Annotated in this window: 25 protein-coding genes, 2 tRNA genes and 1 other annotated feature; of the genes, 17 read left to right on the forward strand and 10 right to left on the reverse strand. The window is 52.6% G+C overall.

The features are described from left to right. Positions 1 to 151: 151 nt before the first annotated feature. From OMR58_RS05520 to luxS, 6 genes are all read left to right on the forward strand, one after another. Positions 152 to 228 (forward strand) — tRNA-Arg (locus OMR58_RS05520). A 75-nt stretch (positions 229 to 303) separates the two neighbouring features. Then, a tRNA-Arg gene (locus OMR58_RS05525) sits at positions 304 to 380 on the forward strand. Between the two features lie 282 nt (positions 381 to 662). Further along, positions 663 to 1,229: a fructose-1-phosphate/6-phosphogluconate phosphatase gene (gene yqaB / locus OMR58_RS05530; protein ID WP_105593976.1), complete on the forward strand. Its 567-nt coding sequence runs from the start codon at positions 663 to 665 to the stop codon at positions 1,227 to 1,229. Further along, complete coding sequence (locus OMR58_RS05535) at positions 1,226 to 1,654, forward strand: YqaA family protein (RefSeq protein WP_264545411.1); 429 nt, start codon at positions 1,226 to 1,228, stop codon at positions 1,652 to 1,654. The genes yqaB and OMR58_RS05535 overlap by 4 nt, the downstream gene beginning before the upstream one ends. Before the next feature lie 72 nt (positions 1,655 to 1,726). Then, on the forward strand, positions 1,727 to 3,286 hold the full coding sequence (gene gshA / locus OMR58_RS05540; protein WP_264545412.1) for a glutamate--cysteine ligase: 1,560 nt from the start codon (positions 1,727 to 1,729) through the stop codon (positions 3,284 to 3,286). A gap of 154 nt (positions 3,287 to 3,440) precedes the next feature. Then, positions 3,441 to 3,956, forward strand: a complete 516-nt coding sequence (gene luxS / locus OMR58_RS05545) for an S-ribosylhomocysteine lyase (RefSeq protein WP_200564057.1) — start codon at positions 3,441 to 3,443, stop codon at positions 3,954 to 3,956. Positions 3,957 to 4,026: 70 nt separating this feature from the next. Here the strand turns inward: luxS and OMR58_RS05550 are convergent, their stop codons facing one another. Continuing rightward, positions 4,027 to 5,313 carry an HlyC/CorC family transporter gene (locus OMR58_RS05550; RefSeq protein WP_105593980.1) on the reverse strand — a complete coding sequence of 429 codons (1,287 nt, stop codon included), beginning with the start codon at positions 5,311 to 5,313 and terminating at the stop codon, positions 4,027 to 4,029. Positions 5,314 to 5,335: 22 nt separating this feature from the next. Then, positions 5,336 to 6,127 (reverse strand): cytochrome C assembly family protein, encoded by a 792-nt coding sequence (locus OMR58_RS05555; protein WP_105593981.1) that lies wholly within the window; start codon positions 6,125 to 6,127, stop codon positions 5,336 to 5,338. A gap of 166 nt (positions 6,128 to 6,293) precedes the next feature. On the opposite strand from OMR58_RS05555, the gene ffh reads away from it, so the two are divergent. The 6 genes from ffh (at position 6,294) to OMR58_RS05585 (ending at position 10,919) form a co-directional block, all read left to right on the forward strand. Then, a complete protein-coding gene (gene ffh / locus OMR58_RS05560; protein ID WP_105593982.1) occupies positions 6,294 to 7,655 on the forward strand; it encodes a signal recognition particle protein in 1,362 nt (453 codons plus the stop codon). Between the two features lie 136 nt (positions 7,656 to 7,791). Further along, positions 7,792 to 8,040 carry a 30S ribosomal protein S16 gene (gene rpsP / locus OMR58_RS05565; protein ID WP_105593983.1) on the forward strand — a complete coding sequence of 83 codons (249 nt, stop codon included), beginning with the start codon at positions 7,792 to 7,794 and terminating at the stop codon, positions 8,038 to 8,040. A gap of 18 nt (positions 8,041 to 8,058) precedes the next feature. Continuing rightward, positions 8,059 to 8,604 (forward strand): ribosome maturation factor RimM, encoded by a 546-nt coding sequence (gene rimM, locus OMR58_RS05570; protein ID WP_264545413.1) that lies wholly within the window; start codon positions 8,059 to 8,061, stop codon positions 8,602 to 8,604. 35 nt (positions 8,605 to 8,639) lie between these two features. Further along, on the forward strand, positions 8,640 to 9,410 hold the full coding sequence (trmD, locus tag OMR58_RS05575; protein ID WP_105593985.1) for a tRNA (guanosine(37)-N1)-methyltransferase TrmD: 771 nt from the start codon (positions 8,640 to 8,642) through the stop codon (positions 9,408 to 9,410). 49 nt (positions 9,411 to 9,459) lie between these two features. Next, the gene (rplS, locus tag OMR58_RS05580; RefSeq protein WP_105593986.1) at positions 9,460 to 9,810 is read left to right on the forward strand and encodes a 50S ribosomal protein L19; all 351 of its coding nucleotides are present in this window, start codon (positions 9,460 to 9,462) and stop codon (positions 9,808 to 9,810) included. A 185-nt stretch (positions 9,811 to 9,995) separates the two neighbouring features. Beyond that, positions 9,996 to 10,919, forward strand: coding sequence for a DMT family transporter (locus OMR58_RS05585; RefSeq protein ID WP_264545414.1), 924 nt, complete (start codon positions 9,996 to 9,998; stop codon positions 10,917 to 10,919). Between the two features lie 130 nt (positions 10,920 to 11,049). On the opposite strand, the gene OMR58_RS05590 is transcribed toward OMR58_RS05585, so the two are convergent. Both OMR58_RS05590 and OMR58_RS05595 read right to left on the reverse strand, forming a co-directional pair. After that, positions 11,050 to 11,748, reverse strand: coding sequence for a CTP synthase C-terminal region-related (seleno)protein (locus tag OMR58_RS05590; protein WP_264545415.1), 699 nt, complete (start codon positions 11,746 to 11,748; stop codon positions 11,050 to 11,052). 32 nt (positions 11,749 to 11,780) lie between these two features. Beyond that, positions 11,781 to 12,341, reverse strand: a complete 561-nt coding sequence (locus OMR58_RS05595) for a GNAT family N-acetyltransferase (RefSeq protein WP_200548005.1) — start codon at positions 12,339 to 12,341, stop codon at positions 11,781 to 11,783. Positions 12,342 to 12,674: 333 nt separating this feature from the next. Here OMR58_RS05595 and OMR58_RS05600 point away from each other — a divergent pair, with 333 nt between their 5' ends. Further along, a complete protein-coding gene (locus OMR58_RS05600) occupies positions 12,675 to 13,745 on the forward strand; it encodes a 3-deoxy-7-phosphoheptulonate synthase (RefSeq protein ID WP_200564067.1) in 1,071 nt (356 codons plus the stop codon). Between the two features lie 15 nt (positions 13,746 to 13,760). Then, positions 13,761 to 14,882, forward strand: coding sequence for a bifunctional chorismate mutase/prephenate dehydrogenase (gene tyrA / locus OMR58_RS05605; protein WP_200548004.1), 1,122 nt, complete (start codon positions 13,761 to 13,763; stop codon positions 14,880 to 14,882). Positions 14,883 to 15,003: 121 nt separating this feature from the next. Here tyrA and OMR58_RS05610 read toward each other — a convergent pair whose 3' ends face one another. The 6 genes from OMR58_RS05610 to bamD all read right to left on the reverse strand — a co-directional run bounded on the left by OMR58_RS05610 (position 15,004) and on the right by bamD (position 19,628). Next, on the reverse strand, positions 15,004 to 15,723 hold the full coding sequence (locus OMR58_RS05610; protein WP_234472122.1) for a substrate-binding domain-containing protein: 720 nt from the start codon (positions 15,721 to 15,723) through the stop codon (positions 15,004 to 15,006). After that, positions 15,723 to 16,772: an ABC transporter substrate-binding protein gene (locus OMR58_RS05615; protein ID WP_200564069.1), complete on the reverse strand. Its 1,050-nt coding sequence runs from the start codon at positions 16,770 to 16,772 to the stop codon at positions 15,723 to 15,725. Before OMR58_RS05615 ends, OMR58_RS05610 begins: the two co-directional genes overlap by 1 nt. Before the next feature lie 110 nt (positions 16,773 to 16,882). Then, positions 16,883 to 18,043, reverse strand: a complete 1,161-nt coding sequence (gene pheA / locus OMR58_RS05620; RefSeq protein WP_105593994.1) for a bifunctional chorismate mutase/prephenate dehydratase — start codon at positions 18,041 to 18,043, stop codon at positions 16,883 to 16,885. 23 nt (positions 18,044 to 18,066) lie between these two features. After that, positions 18,067 to 18,193: a sequence feature (Phe leader region), on the reverse strand. Further along, positions 18,145 to 18,192 carry a pheA operon leader peptide PheL gene (pheL, locus tag OMR58_RS05625; protein WP_105594002.1) on the reverse strand — a complete coding sequence of 16 codons (48 nt, stop codon included), beginning with the start codon at positions 18,190 to 18,192 and terminating at the stop codon, positions 18,145 to 18,147. (Overlaps the previous feature by 48 nt.) 103 nt (positions 18,194 to 18,296) lie before the next feature. Beyond that, positions 18,297 to 18,629: a ribosome-associated translation inhibitor RaiA gene (gene raiA / locus OMR58_RS05630; protein ID WP_105593995.1), complete on the reverse strand. Its 333-nt coding sequence runs from the start codon at positions 18,627 to 18,629 to the stop codon at positions 18,297 to 18,299. A 267-nt stretch (positions 18,630 to 18,896) separates the two neighbouring features. Further along, a complete protein-coding gene (gene bamD, locus OMR58_RS05635) occupies positions 18,897 to 19,628 on the reverse strand; it encodes an outer membrane protein assembly factor BamD (RefSeq protein ID WP_200564071.1) in 732 nt (243 codons plus the stop codon). 130 nt (positions 19,629 to 19,758) lie between these two features. On the opposite strand from bamD, the gene rluD reads away from it, so the two are divergent. From rluD to clpB, 3 genes are all read left to right on the forward strand, one after another. After that, complete coding sequence (rluD, locus tag OMR58_RS05640) at positions 19,759 to 20,736, forward strand: 23S rRNA pseudouridine(1911/1915/1917) synthase RluD (RefSeq protein ID WP_105593997.1); 978 nt, start codon at positions 19,759 to 19,761, stop codon at positions 20,734 to 20,736. Then, positions 20,736 to 21,464, forward strand: a complete 729-nt coding sequence (yfiH, locus tag OMR58_RS05645; protein ID WP_200564073.1) for a purine nucleoside phosphorylase YfiH — start codon at positions 20,736 to 20,738, stop codon at positions 21,462 to 21,464. The genes rluD and yfiH overlap by 1 nt, the downstream gene beginning before the upstream one ends. 126 nt (positions 21,465 to 21,590) lie before the next feature. Continuing rightward, a complete protein-coding gene (clpB, locus tag OMR58_RS05650) occupies positions 21,591 to 24,164 on the forward strand; it encodes an ATP-dependent chaperone ClpB (RefSeq protein WP_200564075.1) in 2,574 nt (857 codons plus the stop codon). The last annotated feature ends 229 nt before the right edge of the window (positions 24,165 to 24,393 follow it).

The following is a 24,393-nucleotide window of genomic DNA, read 5'->3' on the forward strand; positions in this document are numbered from 1 at the left end:
CATCCATAGCTCAGCTGGATAGAGTACTCGGCTACGAACCGAGCGGTCGGAGGTTCGAATCCTCCTGGATGCACCATACTTTAGTTAATGGCTGTGAATTCCTTCAATACCGTTCAGGGTTGTTGTGTTTTGCGCCGAAAGCATTTCCGATGCATCCATAGCTCAGCTGGATAGAGTACTCGGCTACGAACCGAGCGGTCGGAGGTTCGAATCCTCCTGGATGCACCATACTTTAGTTAATGGCTGTGAATTCCTTCAATACCGTTCAGGGTTGTTGTGTTTTGCGCCGAAAGCATTTCCGATGCATCCATAGCTCAGCTGGATAGAGTACTCGGCTACGAACCGAGCGGTCGGAGGTTCGAATCCTCCTGGATGCACCATCTCTCCTGATTTCTATTTTTCCCAGTCTTGCTCGTCATGTCGTCTCTGATTGTGACACCATGTTCCCGATGCGCTATTTTCATCTTTTGTTCGACTATTCGGTGTCTTTTGGTCTTTAGCCAGTTACCCGCTGTTATCTTGCATTTTAATTCGTTTTCTCATCATAAATTTACTGCTAGAAATCCCTATGACTTTCAAGGCATTTGCTGATCCACGCTGACAGCGACATTCATACAGCTTTACGCTAAAGTAATCGTTCCTTTATCAGGGTGGTTAAGAGAATGTACGACGCTTACGACGGCTTGATCTTCGATATGGATGGCACCATCCTCGATACTGAACCAACGCACCGCCAGGCCTGGCGCCAGGTGCTGGCTCAGCATGGGATGGCTTTTGATGAAAAGGCATTGATTGGCCTTAATGGTTCTCCGACGTGGCGTATTGCCGAATTTATCGTTGAACAGCATCAGAGCGATCTCGATCCTCACCGCCTTGCAGCGGAAAAGACCTCTTTATTTAAAAGCATACTGTTCGATGTGGTGAAACCGCTTCCGCTCATCGAGGTGGTGAAAGCCTATAAGGGACGACGCCCGATGGCAGTAGGGACCGGTAGCGAACATGCTATGGCGGTTGCGCTATTGCAGCATCTGGGGCTCCGTGATTATTTCTCGGCGATTGTCGGAGCAGATGATGTTAAACGCCATAAACCAGAGCCTGATACATTTATCCGCTGCGCTGAACTGATAGGCGTACCGCCTGCGCGCTGCGTAGTATTTGAAGATGCGGACTTTGGTTTGCAGGCTGCGCGTGCCGCGGGTATGGATGCCGTTGATGTCCGTCTGCTGTGACTGAGTGGCTGACATACGGTTCGATGTTTGCCAGCAGTTTTCTGAGTGCTACGCTGTTGCCCGGCAGCTCAGAGGCGATGCTGGTAGGTCTATTGCTGGCCGGTAAAGCTTCCACAGTGAATCTGGTGTTGATTGCCGCCATAGGTAATACCCTCGGGGGGCTGACAAACATTCTGATTGGTCGCCTGCTGCCGCTAAAAGAACAGGGGCAATGGCATACAACAGCGATGGCATGGTTACATCGTTTAGGGCCTGCTGCGCTGATATTTAGCTGGTTACCGGTGATCGGTGACCTGCTGTGCGTTATTGCTGGCTGGCTGCGTTTCGCCTGGCTGCCGATGGTTTTTTTTCTCGCCGTCGGCAAAACTTTGCGATATATAGCGCTAGCTGCCGCAACTTTACAGGGCATGGAATGGTGGCATTGATTCGCTATTAGATGATGCTACGGTTAACATTATGCTTAACAATAATAAATTTTCTCTGAGCGGGAGGTCAATTTGATCCCGGACGTATCACAGGCACTTGCGTGGCTGGAAGCCCACCCTGGCGCACTTAAAGGAATTGGTCGCGGTATTGAACGCGAAACGCTGCGTGTCAGGCCCGATGGGCATCTGGCTACAACCCGGCACCCATCTTCACTGGGCTCCACGCTGACGCACAAGTGGATCACCACCGATTTTGCGGAAGCACTGTTAGAATTTATCACGCCGGTCGATCAGGATATTGATCATCTACTGGCATTCCTGCGTGATATTCATCGTCATACCTCCCGCGAGCTGGGTGAAGAGCGGATGTGGCCGATGAGCATGCCGTGCATCATTGAACCGGGCCAGGACATTGAGCTGGCGCAGTACGGCAGTTCGAACATTGGCCGCATGAAGACGCTGTACCGGCAGGGATTGAAAAATCGCTACGGGGCGCTGATGCAGGTGATTTCCGGCGTACATTATAACTTCTCGCTGCCGCTCTCTTTCTGGCAGGCTTGGGCTGGAGTGGAAGATGCAGAAAGTGGTAAAGACGCGATTTCAGACGGCTACCTGCGCCTGATCCGCAACTACTATCGCTTTGGCTGGATTATTCCTTATCTGTTCGGCGCGTCACCGGCTATCTGCTCTTCCTTCCTGCAGGGCAAGGAAAGCAATCTGCCGTTCGACCGCAGCGAGCAGGGGATGCTGTCACTCCCGTATGCCACCTCTCTGCGCCTGAGCGATCTTGGCTATACCAATAAATCGCAGAGCAACCTTGGTATTACCTTTAACGACCTGCCTGGCTATATCAAAGCGCTGAAGGCGGCCATTAAAACACCATCCGCTGAATTTGCAGCGATGGGCGTGAAAGACGCCAACGGTGACTGGCTGCAGCTGAATACGAATGTGCTACAGATTGAAAATGAGCTATATGCGCCAATCAGACCAAAGCGCGTGACGCGTTCCGGCGAAGCACCTTCAGACGCGCTGCTGCGTGGCGGTATTGAATACATTGAAGTTCGCTCACTGGATATTAACCCGTTCTCAGCCATTGGGGTTGATGCTAACCAGGTGCGTTTCCTGGATCTGTTCCTGATCTGGTGTACGCTGGCTGAAGCACCGGACATGAACAGCGACGAATTGCTCTGCACGCGTAAAAACTGGAATCGAGTGATCCTTGAAGGCCGTAAGCCCGGCCAAACTATTGGCATGGGCTGTGGGGACACCGAGCAACCACTGGTTGATGTGGGCAAGGCACTGTTCCGTGATCTGCAGCGCGTTGCTGAAACGCTGGACGGCCAGAATGGGGAAAACCACTACCAGCAGGTGTGTGAACGCCTGGTAGCCTCATTTGACGATCCTGATTTGACCTATTCCGCACGCTTCCTGCAGTCGCTGAAGGAAAACGGCATCGCCGGTACCGGGCTGGCACTTGCCGAACAGTATCATCAGCAGCTAAATGAAGAGCCGCTGGAAGTGTTGAGTACTGAACAATTTGCTGAAGAAGCACGCCGCTCGCAGGTAAGTCAGCAGCAGATAGAAGAAAGTGATACGCTGAGTCTGGAAGAGTTTCTGAAAGATAAAGGCTAGCGCCAAAAGAAAATGGCCACATCACTGTGGCCAAAGTAACATCTCTGTTGTCAGGGATGATGATAACAAATGCGCGTCTTTCACATAGTAAGACGTGAGCTGACAGAAAAAGTTTCACCATATCTAAAATAAATTCATTAGTTGAGGTAACAATATGCCATTGCTGGATAGCTTTACCGTTGATCACACCATCATGGCCGCTCCTGCAGTCCGCGTAGCTAAGACCATGAAAACCCCTCATGGCGACACCATCACCGTTTTCGATCTGCGTTTCTGCCGACCGAATATCGAAATCCTGCCTGAGCGCGGTATCCATACTCTGGAGCACCTGTTCGCTGGTTTTATGCGCGATCACCTGAACGGTGAAGGCGTAGAAATCGTTGATATTTCGCCGATGGGATGCCGTACCGGTTTCTATATGAGCCTGATTGGTGTGCCGGATGAGCAGCGCGTGGCGAAGGCGTGGAAAGCGGCAATGGAGGACGTTCTCAAGGTTGCCAACCAGAATGATATTCCTGAGTTGAACATCTATCAGTGCGGCACCTGTGAGATGCACTCACTGGAAGAAGCACAGGAAATCGCGCGTCACATTATTGCTAATGACATCCGCATTAACCGTAATGAAGATTTGGCCCTGCCGAAAGAAAAACTGAAAGAACTGCACATCTAAACGGTTCTGGGCGATCGGATTCACCGATTGCCCTGTTATCTGTTCACTGCTGCCGGGAAGTCAGATCGATTTACGAACTGACAGACTCTTTCAGTGGCTTCTGAGGCGTCACCCGCACCTGTTTAATCATATTTTCCTGCACGTCCAGAATATCCACCGCGTATCGGCCAATGTGTATTGTGGCACCTGGCTGCGGAATATCCTGAAGTTCTTCCAGAATCATGCCGTTTACGGTACGCGCGCCTTCCTCCGGGAGCGTCCAGTTAAAGGCCTTATTGAGTTCTCGTACGTTAGCACTTCCTTCAATCAGCACGGAGCCATCATTCTGTGGCACCACTTCTTCCGCCAGAGAAGGGGACATTGAGGTAGTAAAATCGCCGACGATCTCTTCCAGAATATCCTCAATAGTGACCAGTCCTTTGATGTCGCCGTACTCATCAACCACCAGCCCAACTTTTTCTTTGTTGCGCTGAAATTTCACCAGCTGCACGTTCAGCGGTGTTCCTTCAGGTACGTAGTAGATTTCGTCCGCAGCCCGTAGCATTACCTCTTTGGTAAATTCCTTTTTTTCCGTCATCAGGCGATAGGCTTCCCGCACGCGCAGCATACTGATGGTATCGTCCAGTGAGTCACGATAAAGAACGATGCGGCCATGCGGAGAATGGGCCAGCTGCCGCACAATTGATTTCCAGTCATCGTTGATGTTAATGCCGACAATTTCGTTCCGCGGCACCATGATGTCATCCACGTTGACCTTATCGAGGTCGAGCACCGACAGCAGCATATCCTGGTTACGATGCGACATTAGCGTGCGTGACTCATAAACGATGGTGCGCAGCTCTTCTTTACTCAGTGCGGAATTGAGCGAGCCATCGCTTTTCATTCCCACCATGCGCATCAGCAGGCGGGTGATGGTATTCAGCAGCCACACCAGCGGCATCATCACGATCTGCAGGGGGCCAAGCAGGAAGCTGCTGGGGAAAGCCACTTTTTCGGGATAGAGCGCGGCGATGGTTTTCGGTAGCACTTCCGCGAAGACCAGCACGAGGAAGGTAAGGATACCGGTAGCAATCGCCACACCGGCATCACCGTAGAGGCGCATGCCGACGATGGTGCCGAGCGCAGAAGCCAGAATATTCACCAGATTGTTGCCAATCAGCACAAGGCTTATCAGGCGGTCCGGGCGGCGGAGTAATTTCTCAACTCTGCGCGCGGCGCGGTCTCCGTTTTTGGCCTGATGACGCAGTTTATAGCGATTCAGCGTCATCATGCCGGTTTCGGAGCCGGAAAAGTACGCGGATACCAGAATCATGATAATCAGCGTCACGATCAGAGTCGTGGTGGAAACGTGTTCCAAGGGAGATCCTTGTTGTGGTCGATCAGGACGTTAAAAAGTGCTGCAGCATACGGCTGCCGAAGTAGGCCATCGTCAAAAGAAACGCGCCGCCGCAGTTGAACCAGACAACGCGACGCCCGCGCCAGCCCTCATGATAATGACCCCAAAGCAGGACGATATAGAGGAACCAGGCAAGGAACGACAGCACGGCCTTATCAATGTTTTCGCGGCTGAAAAGATCCGGCAGAAAGAACAGGCCGGTGCAGAGCACCAGCGTCAACAGCACCACACCAATCTGGGTGATATGAAACATTTTCCGCTCGATGGTCATTAGCGGAGGAATATCCGTGGTAAATGCCAGCCTCTTGGTTTTCAACAGCCAGTCAATCCAGGCCAGTTGAAGCGCATAAAGCGCGGCAATGATCAGCGTAGCGTAGGCAAACAGCGCCAGGCCTATATGCACCATCATCCCCGGCGTGGTTTCCAGATGGGTGATAAACGCATTAGGAACGAAGGTTGCAAACGCCAGGTTGATCAGGGCAAAGCTGTAAACAATCGGCAGCAGTATCCAGCCGCGGTTGCGCGAGGCGACAATAGTCATGATCGAGCAGATCAGCAGACTGACCAGTGAGCCAATATTCAGCAGGCTGAGATTCTGCCCCCCGTCGAGGGAAAAGATTCGCTGCTGCAATGCAACGGCGTGAAACACCAGCGCGACGACGGCAGACAAAACGGCCAGCCTGCGCCAACTGCTGTTTTTACGCAGCAGGCTGGGAACAATCAGTGCAAGGCTACATGAATAGGCGAGTAGTGCCAGAATCGCAAATACGGACATATTAAGTGTTAGTACCGGCCAGGACTGTGAAAAAAGTCAGTATAGCGCCAGCGGCAGCAGGCTCCAAACGATCTCATCGCATATGGCTGAGATCCCTGGATCAGTGTGTTATAATCCGGCCAATTGTGTCGCCCTGGCGGCCTCTCATTACGTTAAGCGAGAGACGATGTTTACTAATTTATCCGATAGATTGTCGCAGACCCTGCGCAACATCAGTGGCCGTGGACGGCTGACAGAAGACAATATTAAAGACACGCTACGCGAAGTGCGCATGGCGCTGTTGGAAGCAGACGTTGCGCTGCCAGTGGTACGCGAATTTATCAGCCGCGTAAAAGAAAGCGCCGTCGGTCATGAAGTGAACAAAAGCCTGACCCCGGGCCAGGAATTCGTCAAGATCGTTAAAAATGAGCTGGTTGCTGCTATGGGGGAGGAGAACAACACTCTGAACCTGGCTGCCCAGCCGCCAGCTGTCGTGTTGATGGCCGGTTTGCAGGGGGCGGGTAAAACCACCAGCGTCGGTAAACTCGGTAAGTTCCTGCGTGAAAAACACAAGAAAAAGGTGTTGGTTGTTTCTGCTGACGTCTATCGCCCGGCGGCGATCAAACAGTTGGAAACTCTGGCAGAGCAGGTTGGCGTTGATTTTTGTCCGTCCGATCTGAGCCAGAAGCCGGTTGATATTGTTAAGAACGCCCTGCAACAGGCGAAGCTGAAATTCTACGACGTGCTGCTGGTGGATACCGCCGGTCGACTTCACGTTGATGAAGCGATGATGGACGAGATCAAACAGGTCCACGCCGCGATTAACCCGGTTGAAACGCTGTTTGTGGTTGATGCCATGACCGGCCAGGATGCCGCCAATACGGCAAAAGCGTTTAACGAAGCGCTGCCGCTGACCGGTGTGGTACTGACCAAAGTTGACGGTGATGCGCGCGGTGGTGCGGCCCTGTCGATTCGTCATATTACCGGCAAGCCAATCAAATTTATGGGTGTCGGTGAGAAAACCGAAGCCCTTGAGCCATTCTATCCTGAGCGTATTGCGTCACGTATCCTCGGCATGGGCGACATGCTGTCGCTGATCGAAGATATCGAAAGCAAAGTTGACCGTGCGCAGGCTGAAAAACTGGCCAGCAAGCTGAAGAAGGGCGACGGTTTCGACCTGAACGACTTCCTCGATCAGCTAAAGCAGATGCGTAACATGGGCGGCATGGCCAGCCTGATGGGCAAACTGCCGGGTATGGGTCAGCTGCCGGACAACGTTAAATCGCAAATGGACGATAAAGTTCTGGTGCGTATGGAAGCCATGATTAACTCAATGACGCGTAAAGAGCGCGAAAAACCTGAGATTATTAAAGGCTCCCGCAAGCGTCGTATTGCTACCGGTTCGGGTATGCAGGTGCAGGACGTTAACCGCTTACTGAAGCAGTTTGACGACATGCAACGCATGATGAAAAAGATGAAAAAAGGTGGCATGGCGAAGATGATGCGCGGCATGAAAGGTATGATGCCGCCTGGCTTCCCAGGCCGTTAATCAAGCCGGAAAAGGGCTCAGGCGAATTAGGTTGCTTTTTTCGCCAAAATGAGTAAAATTTTCGGGCTTTTTATATTGCACCCGGGCCCCGTTCCCTCAATGGGGCCCGGTTGTTTTATTAACTAAAGAGGATGTTATGGTAACAATTCGTTTGGCACGTCACGGCGCTAAAAAGCGTCCATTCTACCAGGTAGTCGTCACTGACAGCCGTAATGCTCGCAATGGTCGTTTCATTGAGCGCGTTGGTTTCTTCAACCCGATCGCATCTGGTCAGGCTGAAGCACTGCGTCTTGATCTGGACCGCATTGAGCACTGGGTTGGCCAGGGCGCAACTCTGTCCGACCGCGTTGGTGCGCTGGTCAAAGAAGCAAAGAAAGCAGCTTAATCTGTCACGGTGGTCAACATGAGCAAGCAACACAACCAGCCTCCCGCTAACCCGTTAATTCTGGGAAAGATGGGCTCGGCCTACGGTATCCGTGGTTGGCTCAAAGTGTTTTCCTCCACCGAAGACGCCGAAAGCATTTTCGACTATCAGCCGTGGTTTATCCAGCGGGCGGGTCGGTGGCAGCATGTCGAGCTGGAAGGCTGGAAGCGCCACAATCAGGACATGATCATCAAAGTCAAAGGCATTGACGATCGTGATGCTGCAGGTCTGCTGACTAATTGCGAAATTGTCGTGGACTCGGAGCAACTGCCGGAGCTTGATAATGGTGAATACTACTGGAAAGACCTTATGGGCTGCCAGGTCGTCACCACTGAAGGCTACGAGCTGGGTAAAGTCATCGATATGATGGAAACCGGCTCAAACGACGTTATGGTCGTGAAGGCAAACCTGAAAGATGCATTTGGTGTGCAGGAACGGTTAATCCCGTTCCTCGATGAACAGGTTATCAAGAATGTCGATCTCATTACTCGTTCGATCGAAGTAGATTGGGATCCTGGTTTTTGAACTCCGAACAAAACGGTAATACTCCGGCGCAAAGTATGTGGATTGGCATAATCAGCCTGTTTCCTGAAATGTTTCGCGCAGTTACCGATTACGGAGTAACTGGCCGGGCAGTAAAAAATGGCCTGCTCAGCATTCAGAGCTGGAGTCCTCGTGATTTCGCTCACGATCGTCATCGTACCGTGGACGAACGTCCATACGGCGGCGGTCCCGGAATGCTAATGATGGTACAACCCTTGCGGGATGCCATTCACGCAGCAAAAGCGGCGGCAGGGGAAGGCGTTAAGGTGATTTATCTTTCACCCCAGGGCCGCAAACTCGATCAAGATGGTGTTTGCGAGCTGGCGACCAATCAGAAGTTAATTCTGGTCTGTGGTCGTTATGAAGGGATTGATGAGCGCGTAATCAAAACCGAGATCGATGAAGAATGGTCGATTGGGGATTACGTACTCAGCGGTGGCGAGCTGCCAGCGATGACGCTGATTGACTCGGTTTCCCGGTTTATTCCGGGAGTGCTGGGGAAACAGGCGTCTGCGGAAGAAGATTCGTTTTCTGACGGTTTGCTGGACTGCCCACACTACACCCGACCTGAAGTGTTAGAAGGGATGGAAGTTCCGCCAGTTCTGCTGTCGGGCAACCATGCTGATATTCGCCGGTGGCGCCTGAAACAGTCGCTGGGCCGTACCTGGCTTAGAAGACCTGAACTTCTGGAAAACCTGGCTCTGACTGTAGAGCAAGCAAAGTTGCTGGCCGAGTTCCAACGGGAACACGCCAGGCAACAAAACGATGAGACGGCTGGACAGGCATAATGCCGGGTTCGCCTTAACTATCAGTTTACCCAGGATAAGAGATTTAATTATGAGCAACATTATCAAGCAACTTGAACAAGAACAGCTGAAACAGGACGTACCTTCATTCCGTCCGGGTGATTCCGTGGAAGTGAAAGTATGGGTCGTTGAAGGTGCTAAAAAGCGTCTGCAGGCATTCGAGGGCGTGGTTATCGCTATTCGTAACCGCGGTCTGCACTCTGCATTCACTGTTCGCAAAATTTCCAACGGCGAAGGTGTTGAGCGTGTATTCCAGACTCACTCCCCAGTTGTTGACAGCATTACCGTGAAACGTCGCGGTGCTGTGCGTAAAGCTAAACTGTACTACCTGCGTGAGCGTACTGGTAAGTCTGCACGTATCAAAGAACGTCTGGGCGCTTAAGCGACATCTGATAGTTAATAGTGAAAAGGGGTTAGCGTATGCTAGCCCCTTTTTTTATGAAAAATTCTCTGCCGACAAATACACAAATAAAAAATATAATGCCGTTATCCGCTGATTTAAAAGCTTTTTTAAACAATGTAACGAGTATGTTTGATTGATACCCCACAGCCGGAACCTTTCCTGATATGAGTAGCCCTTCGACGGGTATTTCGATGAAAATCGCCGCAGCGCTGAGTTCAACGCTGATGATGGCCTGTGTTAAAGATCTGGACGGTACTATCCCCGTCGGTGAAGTGATTTTCTTTCGATCGTTTATCGCGCTGATCCCACTATTTATCTGGCTATGGAGCCAGGGCAGTATCCTTGATGGCATCAGAACAAAGAACGTTCGCGGGCATTTTGTCCGTGGTCTTGCCGGTACCGGCGGGCTTTATTTTAGTTACCTTTCGCTGATTTATATTTCCCTCGTTGACGTGACGGCGATTAACTATGCCGCACCGCTGATTACCGTGGTGATGGCGGCGCTTATTCTGCGGGAAAAAGTAAAATTTCATCGCTGGATAGCGGTGGCTGCTGGATTCGCCGGTATATTGGTTATGCTGTCAGGCCACCTTTTCTTTAATCGTGAAGGTGCCTTAACTTCTGTAAGCTGGACCTCCTCTCTGGGAATCATCCTCGCATTAGCGGCTGCGGTATGTATTGCCGGCGCATCGATTCAAATCCGCTATCTGAACGGCATTGAAAAGCCGGGAGCTATTGCATTCTGGTTCGCAGTGATGACCACGCTGACCTCGCTGACCACGCTGTGGTTTGGCTGGACGATACCGAATCCCCGACAGCTGGTGCTATTAATCAGTTGCGGACTGCTGGGAGGCATTACGCAAATTTTGCTGACGTTGAGCCTGCGTTATGCGGATGCTTCACTGCTGGCGCCGTTTGATTACACCACGCTGGTCTGGTCGGCGATGATTGGTTTCCTCTTCTGGGGAAATATGCCGGAGACGGCAACGCTAATAGGAGCCGGGCTGGTGGTATCGGGGGGGATGATCTCGATGTATTTTGAGCGGCGTAATCGACGGATCGTGGCTTCGCTGAGTACGGAAAGTTAGGTTGAATTCAGTATGAGAATCAGGCTGGGTTCAGTACAGGAAGCCTGGTTGAGCTTAGTGCGAAAAGTCAGACTGGTCGCAATAATGACGAGAATAACGGGGCCTGATGCTTTCTCGGCCCCGTTGCTATTTACGCGCGCTGGCTGGCCACGCGCAGAAGCTCAACTACCATCGGCGACAGTTCATTACGCAGGGCGGCTCGTTCCGACTGGAACAGCGTTGCCATAAAAAATTTGTGCTCAGGCAGTTCGATAGCGCGGACATCGCCGTCAAGATCGTGGGCACTGATACGCAGTGAGTGGCCGTCAAGTTCGCTGACAAAATCAGCGTTAACGCCATAATTGCAGTGGTAGCCTTCCTCTATCTCGTTTTTACCGTACAGCGTGGCCAGGCGCGTTTCGGGCTGAATAACGATAGTTCCCGTTTTCTCTACCAGTGAACAGCTTAATGGTGCAATGACCAGGCGCCCGCCGGTGTCGGTTTCGGCATGCCCCGCATCTTCCCAGCCCAATACATTGCGGGCATATTCAACAACCGCGTACTGAAATCCGGCGCAGGAGCCGAGAAACGGCAGGTTGCTTTCGCGCGCATGGCGGATTGCCATAAACGCACCTGCATCATTCAGATAGGGACTGCCGGGGACCAGCCAGACGGCATCATATTTGGCCAGCACTGATGCATCGGTAAGTTCAGGAGTAGGGAGCCATTCGGCAGTAACATCGAGATTTAGGGACTGTGCGGCAAGGTCTACCGCCAGAGGAATGGCCTGATGGGCAACCGCATCAGCGCGGTAATCGCCAATAAGCGCTAAGCGAACGTGAGACGTCATTGCAAATTATCCTGTGCAGGTAAAACAGAATGCTATATGAGACGGGATTCTCTGGCAATGCCATCTTCACTTTCATCTGATGAAGGGCGGTGCAGATGATAGATAACCGTGCTGACCGGACCGTTGTCCAGTACGATCAGCCCGTAGCGAATAGCGATAATTTTTGCGCCCACTTTTTCTGCGACGGAGCGGCTGGCGATATTTCTCTCCGCAACGAGGATTTCAACCACATCAATGTCCGGCTGACTGAAGGCACTGGCTACCAGACGGCGAACTGCCTCACTGGCAATCCCCTGTCGTTGTTCATTACTGTGAACCCAATAGCCAATCGAGGTGGGGATCAGAGGGTTGCTGCTGTAACGCAAACCGGCACCGCCTAGCAGGCGACCATCGGCAGCGAACAGGCCCATTTCGTTGGCTGTACCCTGCTGGCGCTGCAGGTGAGTCAGGTGAAACCAGAGTCGGGCCTCATCTTCCGTGTAATTCTTATGTGCCCATGTCATCCACGGCAGCAGGGTATCCAGTGACTGATTCACGGCCTGCGCGAAGGGTGCTGCGTCAGCGTCCTCAAACGCCCGCATGATAAAATCCATTCATTTCTCCCGACAGTTTGCCTAAATAATTGATGGTTGGTATTAACAGTATCACAGCAGAGGGGAGGCCTGGTGGCAGGTGACGGAAAAGAAAGGTTTTTTTATCAAATACCAACGTGTACATTTATATTTACACATGGGGTTGTCATTCCATTTTGTTTTTTTATGTTTAACTTATTGATATTAATTGTTTTAATTGTTGCGTGGTGCTTGTGTTTTTATTTGTGGTAATAAAACTGTACGTTTCGGGGTTGAGTAATGTACTTATTGTGGTACAGTTCTTTTCAACCTCACTGAGGATCCCTATTAATCGAATTGCCCAGGATTACGATCATGCAAAAAGATGCGCTGAACAATATTCATATCGCTGACGAACAGGTTCTGATTACTCCAGAGGAACTGAAAAAACGTTTCCCGCTTAACAGCGCGCTGGAACAGCAGATTGCAGCTTCGCGCCAGACCATTTCCGACATCATTAATGGTAAAGATCACCGCCTGCTGGTGGTGTGCGGGCCTTGTTCAATTCACGATACGGATGCAGCGCTGGAATACGCTCGTCATCTCAAAACTCTGGCCGATCAGGTTGGAGATCAGCTGTACATTGTGATGCGCGTTTACTTTGAAAAGCCACGTACCACCGTTGGCTGGAAAGGCCTGATTAACGATCCGCACATGGATAACACCTTTGATATGGAAGGGGGCCTGCATATTGCGCGTCAGCTTCTGTTGAATCTGGTTGAGATGGGGCTGCCGCTGGCGACCGAAGCGCTGGACCCGAACAGTCCACAGTACCTCGGCGACCTGTTCAGCTGGTCCGCCATCGGTGCGCGTACCACCGAGTCACAAACCCACCGTGAAATGGCATCCGGGCTGTCGATGCCTGTTGGGTTCAAAAACGGCACCGATGGCAGTCTGGGTACCGCGATTAACGCCATGCGTGCCGCTGCGATGCCGCACCGCTTTGTCGGCATTAACCAGGCAGGCCAGGTCTGCCTGCTACAAACTCAGGGTAACCCGGACGGGCACGTGATCCTGCGCGGTGGTAAAAAGCCAAACTACGGTCCGGAAGATGTCGCTCAGTGTGAAAAAGAGATGCAGCAGGCGGGACTCCGCCCATCCTTGATGATAGATTGCAGTCACGGCAATTCTAATAAAGATTTCCGCCGCCAGTCGGGCGTCGCTGAATCTGCAGTGGCACAGATCAAAGACGGTAACCGTTCGATTATCGGTTTGATGCTGGAAAGTCACCTCAATGAAGGCAATCAGTCTTCCGAGCAGCCGCGCAGCGAAATGCGCTACGGCGTTTCGGTCACCGATGCCTGTATCAATTGGGAAACGACTGAAAGCCTGCTGCGTGAAATTCATCAGGATCTCAACGGCGTACTGGCGGCACGTCTGCAGTAAGAGGATTAACGAGTTATGGTGGCTGAACTGACCGCACTGCGCGATCAAATTGATGAAGTAGATAAAGCACTACTGGATTTACTGGCTAAACGGCTGGAGCTGGTAGCGGAAGTGGGGGAAGTGAAAAGCCGCTACGGATTACCGATCTATGTACCGGAACGCGAGGCCACCATGCTGGCTTCGCGCCGCAAAGAGGCCGAGCTGCTCGGTGTACCGCCGGATCTGATCGAAGACGTGCTGCGTCGGGTCATGCGTGAATCCTATACCAGTGAAAATGATAAAGGCTTCAAAACACTGAATCCTGAACTGCGCCCGGTGGTGATCGTTGGTGGTAAAGGTCAGATGGGGCGGCTGTTTGAAAAAATGCTGACCCTTTCCGGTTATCAGGTGAAGATCCTCGATAAAGAGGAGCACCATCAGGCGGAAGCGATGCTGGCGGATGCCGGAATGGTGATTATCAGCGTGCCTATTCACCTGACCGAACAGGTGATCGCTGAGCTGCCGCCGCTGCCGCAGGACTGTATTCTGGTCGACCTGGCATCGGTGAAAAATAAACCTTTGCAGGCAATGCTGGCCGCTCACGGTGGGCCGGTACTGGGCCTGCACCCGATGTTTGGCCCTGACAGCGGCAGTCTGGCGAAACAGGTGGTGGTATGGTGCGACGGTCGTCAGCCGGAAGCCTATCAGTGGTTCCTGGAGCAGATTCAGGTCTGGGGGGCGCGGCTTCACCGCATCAGCGCGGTCGAACACGATCAGAATATGGCGTTTATTCAGGCGCTGCGCCACTTTGCGACGTTTGCCTATGGTTTACATCTGGCAGAAGAGAACGTGCAGCTGGAACAGCTGCTGGCACTCTCTTCACCGATCTACCGGCTTGAGCTGGCGATGGTCGGCCGTCTGTTCGCGCAGGACCCGCAGCTTTACGCGGACATCATCATGTCTTCGGAAAGTAACCTGGCGCTGATTAAGCGTTACTACACGCGGTTTGGTGAGGCGATTAAGCTGCTGGAACACGGTGATAAGCAGGCGTTTATCGACAGCTTCCGCCGGGTAGAGCACTGGTTTGGCGACTACGCTAAGCGCTTCCAGGCCGAGAGCCGGACGCTGCTGCGCCAGGCAAATGACAGCCGTGCATAATTTGCTGTAGTGATTGAGAAGGGCAGCCGCTAGTTAACTGCGCACACCCAGAGTGAGCGTAAGTCACTTTCGGGCTGTCCTTTTTTATTGCTCGGTGCCGAATTTACCTGGTCCATTATGCTTAAGGCTTCGCGGCGCCAAAACCGTGCTGATGCAAAATCTCCCGAGCCTCTTCCGACAGTAAAAAATCAGCCAGAGATTGTGCCGCTACATCACAAACCGCAAAACCGTAGATTGCCGAAGGCTGCCACTCCTGAGGAATGCTGACTGTCGCGATTTGGTTATTGTGCTCTCGCCGGTGGCTATAGCTACTATAGCCGACAAAAATATCGGCCAGCCCTGACTCGATAATCCACGCTGCCGCCTGCATGCCCGGTGGAATTGCCGGGGAGTGCTCACCTCCAACGACCATTCTGGCTCGCTGCTTTAGATCCTGGCCGAGCAGGCTGTCCCACGCCGTCAGACGGTCAAACATCTGCCATGTATAGTCACCGCAGGGATCGCTGCCAATCGTTGATGTTGCCACTCGCAGTGTCGGATCCTTTAACAGCTCCAGCCAGGTCAGATCGCCAAGCTCGCGGCGTACGTTAAGGCACAGCGAGTTCTGGCAAAAGGCGGCAACCTGCTGTGCCCGGCCTGACTGCTGAAGCGCCAGCGGGTGTGCCATATTGGCGGAGGCAAACAGATCGCAGGGTTCCCCCTGTTCAATGCGCTGCCGAAGCAGACCCGCCGGGCCGAACTGTGTCTCCATGCCTGACGAATAATAGCTCTGAAAGCGTTCAGTGATGGCTGACCAGACGGGACGCAGGCTACCGGCGGCCAGTACGCGCAGCGGTTTCATCAGTTGCTGCCGCGATAGTCAGTGCGATAAAAACGCTGATACCAGCTTTCGGCCTGCTGCTGCATGTCAATATCCTTGAATTTTTCGGGATAAAGCTTTTTCGCCATCCACAGTTCACCCAGCGCCATCGCTTCAGGCATCGGATACCCCCAGGCTTTGGCATATTCTGGCATCAGATAGACGCGATGATTTTTTACCGCATCTAAAGCCTGCCAGACCGGTTGCTGATATATCTCATCCACCACCTGCGGGTAACGGTCCTGGACAAAGATGACCTGAGGCTTCCAGGCCAGTATCTGCTCCATAGAAACCTGCTTGTAGCCTTTTACCGTTGCGGCAGCGACGTTCATCGCGCCGGCATGGTTCATCATCAGTCCGGTGTACTTACCGGAACCGTAGGTTGTCAGGTCGGGGTTCGCCATATACACGCGGATACGCTGGTCGGCGGGAATGTCCTTAAGGCGGTCGGCAGTTTGCTGGCGCAGGCTAAAAGTGGCTTTAATCAGCGCCTCGGCCTGCTGCTGATGGTTCACCACCGCGCCGATTAAACGGATACCGTCTTTCAAACCCTGATTGTAAGCCTGTTCCTCATTCTGCAAATCGGGATTGAGATGGCTCTGCTGTTTATCATCCGCCCGCAGCGAGATGGCAATCACGGCAATACCCAGCTGTTGGATCTGGTCGATCATCTCCTGCGGTGCGTAGTTGGTGACAAATACCACTTGTGGATGCAGGGCAACCAGCTTTTCCAGATCGACATGGGTCAGATCGCCAAGCATCGGTACTTTGGTTAACTCAGGCACCAGGCGAGCATAGCTGTCACCAAGCTGCTGTCGCCAGTTGGCGAGTATTCCGACCATCTTGTTTGTGGCATCCAGCTGAACCAGCAGGTTCAGAGTCTGATGCTGTAGCACGACGACCCGATCAACGCGATCGGGAATGGTGACCTGCCGACCAAGCTGATCGGTAACGATACGATCTGCATAAGAGAAACCGGGGACGGAGGCAAGCAGCACCAGTAAGACAAAGGAGCGGAGAATTTGACGCATGAAGATTTCCTGAATTTCGCTATATACCTAATAATATAGCGTCAGGAGTCTGGGGGAAATGATTCTGTGGCAGGAAATCGGTGGCCCGCACGGCAGGCCACCTGTATTCGTCAGAGCGGCTCTACCGCCACGACGTTTTCGCTGGGGTAGCAGCCCAGTACCTTCAGCGAGCGGGTAATCGGGGCCAGCTCGCGTAGCGCCTGCTGAACGTCTTCAGAACGCAAGTTGCCCTGGAAATCGATATAAAACATCTCTTCCCACGGATTACCGTTAATCGGACGAGACTCCAGCTTGCTCATGGTCAGATTATGCTGGCGCAGTACCAGCAACGCCTCAACCAGTGCGCCTGCCTGCTGTCCTGTTGCCATAATCAGCGTGGTTTTAGCCGGAACCTGCATTGAAACATCCACCGGTTTGCGGGCCAGTACGATAAAGCGGGTGATATTCTGCCGCTGGTTGGCGAGATTTCTTTCCAGAACCTGCAGACCGTACAGATCGCCCCCGGCTTCACTGCCCAGTGCGGCGACCTTCGGAGAATTCATCGCAGCGACCTTTTCCATCGCGGCGGCGGTGCTTTCGGTGTACTCAATTTTCCAGTGCGGATAGCGGTGGATAAACTGGCTGCACTGCTGGAAAGGCTGAGGGTGGCTGTAAACGGTTTCAATCTGCTGGAGATCGGTGCTGCCGGAAACCAGAACGCAGTGGTCGATAGGCAGAGTGATTTCACCGACGATCGACAGACTGGTTTGCTGCAGCAGATCGTAGACATCGGTAATGGAGCCGGATGTGGTGTTCTCGATAGGCAGAACGGCGTAATCCGCCTGTCCGGTCTCAACCTGGTTAAAAATATCGTGAAATTTCAGGCAGCCACTCTCAATGAAATTATCAAAATGGCGCGCCGCATAGTGGCGCGAGGCCAGATGCGAATAGGAACCTTTTGGACCAAGGAAAGCGATACGGGCAGACTGTGCGTTCGTGTTATTCAGATGCTTTTGCAGCAGCGCCTGCTGGGTCAGCACGGAATCTTCAATAATCAGCTGAAACAGGCGGGTGATGTAGTGAGCATCCAGTTTATGCGCTTTGCCCAGTGTAATCAGGTGCTCAAGCAAATCGCGTTCGCGATCGATGTCACGGATGGGACGATGCGTCGCCATTTTAGCTGTGGCAACGTCGATTGCCAGCGCACGGCGCTGAGCCAGCAGTTGCAGTAGTTCTTCATCCAGCGCGCTGATTTTACCACGCAGGGCCAGCAAAGGATTCTCGGAGTTCATATCGCTACCTGTCAGATGTCGCTAAAAAAAAAGCCTCCCTTTGTCGGGAGGCTTTATTGTTCGTCTTCGCATTCATTCTTACACGACGAATTGCCTCCCAGTCAGGGGAAGGTAAAAAAGAATGCGAAGAAAAACGGGATAAATTTCATTTTGCTCAATTTTCAGTAGCGGTCTGGAGGGTTAAAGTAACCGCTGTAATTTCATTCTGTCAATAAAAAACGCGCCCGCAGGCGCGTTATTCGGGATGAGTCATTTATTCTTCGTCGATCGGGCTGAGATCTTTGACGCTGGCGGTGGCGCGTCGCGCTTCACCTTTGTGCTGAACTTTGTTCAGCTGGCGCTCGAGTTTGTTAATCAGCTCGTTGATAGCCGTGTACATATCTTCATGTTTGGCGGTGGCAACCAACGGGCCGTTAGGCGTATTGATGTTGGCATCGGCAACGAACTCTTTCGGCTCCTTCGAAAGAACAATGTGCGGATTAATCAGATGAGTTTGCCATTTTTCGAGCTTAGAGAGACGGTCTTCGACATGCTGGCGGATAGCCGGAGTAATTTCCATTTGTTTGCTGGTAATGTTCAGAACCATAGTGCTTACCTCTCTGTCATTTCCGTCTTGGTGAATCCAGCATAACGCTAAAAACGGTAAAATGCGTGATTTAGATCACATTTTATTGTCACTTTTTGTCAGGAAGGATAAAAGTGTGAGTCCGGTAAATAAATACGTTCAGCACGCTTGTCGACGGCCTTTTTCAATGGCATTGTTGATAGGATCACTACAGCGGGAATTTGCCGGAATAGCATTTTTCAGGCGTAAAAAAGGCAGCTTAGCGCTGCCTTTTTTGTTATCAGCGAATCAGGCCTGATTCGCTGAGATGATTTTCGCCACACGCTCAGCTTCAACATTAAGCTGCAGCTGACGATAAGCATTTTCCATCAGCGGTAACGCAGTGCGTGTTGCCTTTGTATCCGGATAATCTTTCAGCATTTGTTCTACACGGTTAACCACAGCGACATAAGCACCGCGTTTAGTGTAGAATTCAGCCACGGATAATTCGTATTTCGCCAGGCGATCTTTCAGGAACACCAGGCGCTTACGTGCATCGGTCGCATACTGACTGTTAGGGTAGCCGCGCAGTAACTGCGAGAAGTCTTTGAAAGCATCACGCGCATGAGTTGGATCGCGGTCTGAACGGTCAATACCAAAGAATCCCTGCAGCGCACTGTCATCCAACGCCATATCCGTCAGGCCACGCATATAGATGACGTAGTCGATATTTGGATGAGTGGGATTGAGGCGCATAAAGCGGTCGATGGCAGCCTGGGCCAGCGGCAAATCGGCATTCTTATAGTATGCGTAGATCAGGTCTAGCTGAACTTGCTGGGAGTAAGGGCCGAATGGATAGCGGTTATCGAGCGCTTCCAGTTGCGTTATTGCTCCTTTAAAGTTACCGTCCTGCAGTTTTTGCTGGGCAGTGGCATAAATCTCGGAAGGCGGGCTGTCAGGCACCACATCCTTGGAGCCGGAACATCCAGCTAATGCCAGGCTCAACGTGGCTGCAGCCACCAGATATTTCATACGCGTCATGACGATTTGATTATCCTCAGAGTGTTATTCAGGAAGCTGTCCGTATAGCTCCCGATAGTGACCAGGTACAATAGCACATTATATTAAACGGCATCGCCGTGAAAACCCAACGTTAACGAAGAAGCTGTGTATGGCACAACAAGTAAAACTCAACGCAACGGTATCCGAATCGCAACTCGGACAACGCTTAGATCAGGCTTTGGCCGAATTGTTCCCTGATTATTCACGTTCTCGCATAAAAGAATGGATTCTTGACCGTCGCGTCACCGTAAATGGCCAAATAATCGACAAGCCGAAGGAAAAAGTGCTCGGAAGTGAGCAAATTATCATCAGTGCGGAAATTGAAGAAGAGGCGAGATGGGAAGCACAGGACATTCCGTTGGATATTGTTTACGAGGATGATGACATCCTGGTGATCAATAAACCGCGCGACCTGGTTGTTCATCCGGGGGCAGGCAACCCCGATGGCACCGTGCTGAACGCATTGCTGCACCATTTCCCGGCCATTGCCGATGTGCCGCGCGCGGGTATCGTCCATCGTCTGGATAAAGATACTACCGGCCTGATGGTTGTCGCTAAAACCGTTCCGGCGCAGACGCATCTTGTGGATTCCCTTCAGCGGCGTGAAATTACCCGCGAGTATGAAGCCGTCGCGATTGGTCGCATGACCGCTGGCGGTACCGTTGATGAGCCGATTAGCCGTCACTCAACCAAGCGCACGCATATGGCGGTACACCCGATGGGTAAACCGGCAACGACGCATTATCGTATTATGGAACACTTCCGTGCCCATACGCGTCTGCGTCTGCGTCTGGAAACCGGGCGTACTCACCAGATCCGCGTGCATATGTCTCACATTACGCATCCGCTGGTGGGCGATCCGCTCTACGGTGGTCGTCCGCGCCCGCCGAAAGGCGCTTCTGAGGCCTTCATTACCGCGCTGCGCGGTTTCGATCGCCAGGCGCTGCACGCAACCATGCTGCGTCTGTACCATCCGATCACAGGCATCGAGATGGAGTGGCACGCGCCGCTGCCGCAGGACATGGTCGATCTGATCAATGCTCTGAAGGCGGATACCGAAGAATTTAAAGATCAGATGGACTGGTAATGAAGCCCGTTATTTCCGACTGGTCACTTCCCGCCAACGTTCGCGCGTGCAGCAGCACGCGCAGCGGCGGCATCAGCGATGCCCCATGGAGCAGTCTAAACCTGGGGGCTCACGTTGGTGACGATCCGCAGAACGTGCAGGCTAATCGTCAACGTCTGGTAGAGGCATGTAATCTGCCTTCGATGCCGGTCTGGCTGGAGCAGGTACACGGCACGGATGTACTGCGGCTGGATGGCCAGCCTCCGGCTTCACTGCGGGCAGATGCCGTCTACACTCGGGAGCCTGGGGTTGTTTGTGCGGTGATGACCGCGGACTGTTTGCCGGTATTATTTTGTTCGGCGGACGGCGAGGAAATTGCTGCTGCTCACGCTGGCTGGCGCGGATTGTGTTCTGGGGTGCTCGAAGCAACACTTGACGCTTTTTCCGCTCCAGCAGAAGAGATCACCGTCTGGCTCGGGCCGGCTATCGGGCCGAACGCATTTGAAGTTGGGCCAGAGGTGAAAGACGCCTTTTGTGCCGTCGATCCTGCTGCCAACTCGGCTTTTTGTGCTGTTGGTGAAAAATTTTATGCCGATCTCTGGATGCTGGCAACACAGCGTTTAAACGCTGCCGGAGTGCGGTGTATCAGGGGTGGCGGCGATTGCACCTATACGCAGGAAGAACAATTTTTCTCCTTCCGACGCGATGGCGTCACCGGGCGTATGGCAAGTTTCATCTGGCTGATATAACCTAGCGCCATAAGACGGTCCGGATTGATGTTTTTTTCTCCGAAATGTTCAGGTCATTACCTTGAAAAATTTGAGGCATGACCTCATTTAATCTCCAGTAGCAATTTGACCTGAATGGGGGAAATTATGCGTCTGGATCGTCTTACTAACAAATTTCAGCTGGCACTGGCTGACGCCCAATCCCTGGCCCTCGGCCGAGATAATCAATTTATCGAACCTCTGCACTTGATGAGCGCACTGCTTAATCAGGAAGGTGGTTCCGTACGTCCTTTACTGACCACGGCTGGCGTAGACGTTGCCTCTTTACGTAGCGGTATTGAACAGGCACTCAGTCGCTTACCGCAGGTTGAAGGTACCGATGGCGATGTTCAGCCTTCTGCTGACTTGGTCCGCGTACTGAACCTGTGTGACAAGCTGGCGCAAAAGCGCGCCGACAACTTCATTTCATCAGAATTATTTGTTCTGGCAGCACTCGACTCCCGTGGTTCACTGGCCGACTTACTGAAATCGGCCGGTGTCACCAATGACAAGCTGACGAAAGCGATTGACCAGATGCGAGGAGGAGAGAACGTGAACGATCAAGGGGCGGAAGATCAACGCCAGGCATTAAGTAAATACACCATCGACCTGACCGAACGCGCCGAGAAAGGCAAACTTGATCCGGTTATCGGCCGCGATGAAGAGATTCGCCGTACCATTCAGGTACTGCAGCGTCGTACCAAAAATAACCCGGTACTGATCGGTGAGCCCGGTGTAGGTAAAACGGCCATCGTTGAAGGTCTGGCACAGCGCATCATTAACGGCGAAGTACCGGAAGGGCTGAAAGGCCGCCGCGTGCTGGCGCTTGATATGGGGGCGCTGGTGGCCGGGGCTAAATACCGCGGTGAATTTGAAGAGCGCCTGAAAGGCGTGCTGAACGATTTATCGAAACAGGAAGGCAACGTCATTCTGTTTATCGACGAACTGCACACCATGGTCGGTGCCGGTAAAGCCGACGGCGCAATGGATGCCGGTAATATGCTGAAGCCTGCGCTGGCGCGCGGCGAGCTGCACTGCGTTGGCGCGACAACGCTGGACGAATATCGCCAGTACATTGAAAAAGATGCCGCGCTGGAACGTCGTTTCCAGAAGGTGTTCGTAGCCGAGCCAAGCGTGGAAGATACCATTGCTATCTTGCGCGGCCTGAAAGAGCGCTATGAGTTGCATCACCATGTACAGATTACCGACCCGGCCATCGTTGCGGCGGCGACGCTGTCCCATCGCTATATCGCCGACCGCCAGCTGCCGGACAAAGCTATCGATCTGATCGATGAAGCGGCTTCCAGTATCCGTATGCAGATCGACTCCAAGCCGGAAGCGCTCGATCGCCTGGAGCGTCGTATCATTCAGCTGAAGCTGGAACAGCAGGCGCTGAAGAAAGAATCTGACGATGCCAGTATCAAACGTCTGGAGATGCTGGAAAGCGAGCTTTCGCAGAAAGAGCGTGATTACTCAGAGCTGGAAGAGGAGTGGAAGGCGGAGAAAGCCTCTCTGTCCGGAACTCAGCACATTAAAGCCGAGCTGGAGCAGGCAAGGCTGAATATGGAACAAGCGCGCCGACAGGGTGATCTGGGCCAGATGTCTGAATTGCAGTACGGTAAAATTCCGGAACTGGAAAAACAGCTGGCGGCGGCGACCCAGGCGGAAGGTAAAACGATGCGCCTGCTGCGTAACCGCGTGACGGATGTTGAAATTGCCGACGTGCTGGCGCGCTGGACCGGTATTCCTGTGGCCCGCATGATGGAAGGCGAACGTGACAAGCTGTTGCGCATGGAGCAGGAACTGCATACGCGGGTGATTGGGCAGAATGAAGCGGTGGAAGCCGTATCGAACGCCATTCGCCGTAGCCGTGCTGGCCTGGCCGATCCGAATCGTCCAATTGGCTCGTTCCTGTTCCTCGGCCCGACCGGGGTGGGTAAAACCGAACTGTGTAAAGCGCTGGCTAACTTTATGTTCGACAGCGACGATGCGATGGTGCGTATCGATATGTCCGAGTTTATGGAGAAACACTCGGTGTCGCGTCTGGTGGGGGCACCTCCTGGATATGTCGGTTATGAAGAAGGTGGATACCTGACCGAAGCGGTACGTCGTCGTCCTTACTCAGTTATTCTGCTGGATGAAGTTGAGAAAGCGCACCCGGATGTCTTCAACATCCTTCTTCAGGTCCTGGATGATGGGCGCCTGACCGATGGACAGGGCAGAACGGTTGATTTCCGCAATACGGTGGTGATCATGACCTCTAACCTGGGTTCCGATCTGATCCAGGAGCGGTTCGGTGCGCTGAGCTACGGTGAAATGAAAGAGTTGGTCATGTCTGTGGTCAGCCACAGCTTCCGTCCGGAATTCATTAACCGTATTGACGAGCTGGTGGTGTTCCACCCGCTGGGCGAGAAACATATTGCTTCTATTGCCCGTATCCAGCTGCAGCGTTTGTATCAGCGCCTGGAAGAGCGGGGTTATGAACTGCATATTTCCGATGCCGCTCTGCAGCAGCTCGGTGAGAATGGTTATGATCCGGTCTACGGTGCGCGACCGCTGAAACGCGCTATCCAGCAGCAGATTGAAAACCCGCTGGCACAGCAGATTCTTTCCGGCGCTTTGGTACCGGGCAAGACAATAGAAATGGATCTGCAGGATGGCGTTATCGTTGCGCATCAGTAAAGTGCACGGTGTCAGGTAAGTTCCTGAATGGGGTTTTCTGACCATGTCGTTATTAAAATGGGCCTTCGGGCCCATTTTTGTTTATTAAATCGGCAAAGATGAGGCTTTTAACGCAGATTTGGGTGAAAACTAAGCATGTGAACATTTTTTTGAAATTAGCCCTTGTCAGCCGCCAGAAAATCCCTATACTGCGCCTCCACTGACACGGAACAACGGCTTACAGGCCAGC

The organism is Erwinia sp. INIA01, assembly GCF_025947915.1.
Classification (GTDB): Bacteria; Pseudomonadota; Gammaproteobacteria; order Enterobacterales; family Enterobacteriaceae; genus Erwinia; species Erwinia coffeiphila.

Coding starts and splice junctions, on each gene's coding strand:
- OMR58_RS05595 (WP_200548005.1), bottom strand. CDS start 12,341: ATGGATTTTATCATGCGGGCGTTTGAGGACGCTGACGCAGCACCCTTC.
- clpB (WP_200564075.1), top strand. CDS start 21,591: ATGCGTCTGGATCGTCTTACTAACAAATTTCAGCTGGCACTGGCTGAC.
- OMR58_RS05600 (WP_200564067.1), top strand. CDS start 12,675: ATGCAAAAAGATGCGCTGAACAATATTCATATCGCTGACGAACAGGTT.
- raiA (WP_105593995.1), bottom strand. CDS start 18,629: ATGGTTCTGAACATTACCAGCAAACAAATGGAAATTACTCCGGCTATC.
- rplS (WP_105593986.1), top strand. CDS start 9,460: ATGAGCAACATTATCAAGCAACTTGAACAAGAACAGCTGAAACAGGAC.
- OMR58_RS05585 (WP_264545414.1), top strand. CDS start 9,996: ATGAGTAGCCCTTCGACGGGTATTTCGATGAAAATCGCCGCAGCGCTG.
- yfiH (WP_200564073.1), top strand. CDS start 20,736: ATGAAGCCCGTTATTTCCGACTGGTCACTTCCCGCCAACGTTCGCGCG.
- trmD (WP_105593985.1), top strand. CDS start 8,640: ATGTGGATTGGCATAATCAGCCTGTTTCCTGAAATGTTTCGCGCAGTT.
- bamD (WP_200564071.1), bottom strand. CDS start 19,628: ATGACGCGTATGAAATATCTGGTGGCTGCAGCCACGTTGAGCCTGGCA.
- luxS (WP_200564057.1), top strand. CDS start 3,441: ATGCCATTGCTGGATAGCTTTACCGTTGATCACACCATCATGGCCGCT.
- OMR58_RS05615 (WP_200564069.1), bottom strand. CDS start 16,772: ATGCGTCAAATTCTCCGCTCCTTTGTCTTACTGGTGCTGCTTGCCTCC.
- rimM (WP_264545413.1), top strand. CDS start 8,059: ATGAGCAAGCAACACAACCAGCCTCCCGCTAACCCGTTAATTCTGGGA.
- rpsP (WP_105593983.1), top strand. CDS start 7,792: ATGGTAACAATTCGTTTGGCACGTCACGGCGCTAAAAAGCGTCCATTC.
- OMR58_RS05590 (WP_264545415.1), bottom strand. CDS start 11,748: ATGACGTCTCACGTTCGCTTAGCGCTTATTGGCGATTACCGCGCTGAT.
- tyrA (WP_200548004.1), top strand. CDS start 13,761: ATGGTGGCTGAACTGACCGCACTGCGCGATCAAATTGATGAAGTAGAT.
- rluD (WP_105593997.1), top strand. CDS start 19,759: ATGGCACAACAAGTAAAACTCAACGCAACGGTATCCGAATCGCAACTC.
- pheA (WP_105593994.1), bottom strand. CDS start 18,043: ATGAACTCCGAGAATCCTTTGCTGGCCCTGCGTGGTAAAATCAGCGCG.
- OMR58_RS05555 (WP_105593981.1), bottom strand. CDS start 6,127: ATGTCCGTATTTGCGATTCTGGCACTACTCGCCTATTCATGTAGCCTT.
- OMR58_RS05610 (WP_234472122.1), bottom strand. CDS start 15,723: ATGAAACCGCTGCGCGTACTGGCCGCCGGTAGCCTGCGTCCCGTCTGG.
- ffh (WP_105593982.1), top strand. CDS start 6,294: ATGTTTACTAATTTATCCGATAGATTGTCGCAGACCCTGCGCAACATC.
- yqaB (WP_105593976.1), top strand. CDS start 663: ATGTACGACGCTTACGACGGCTTGATCTTCGATATGGATGGCACCATC.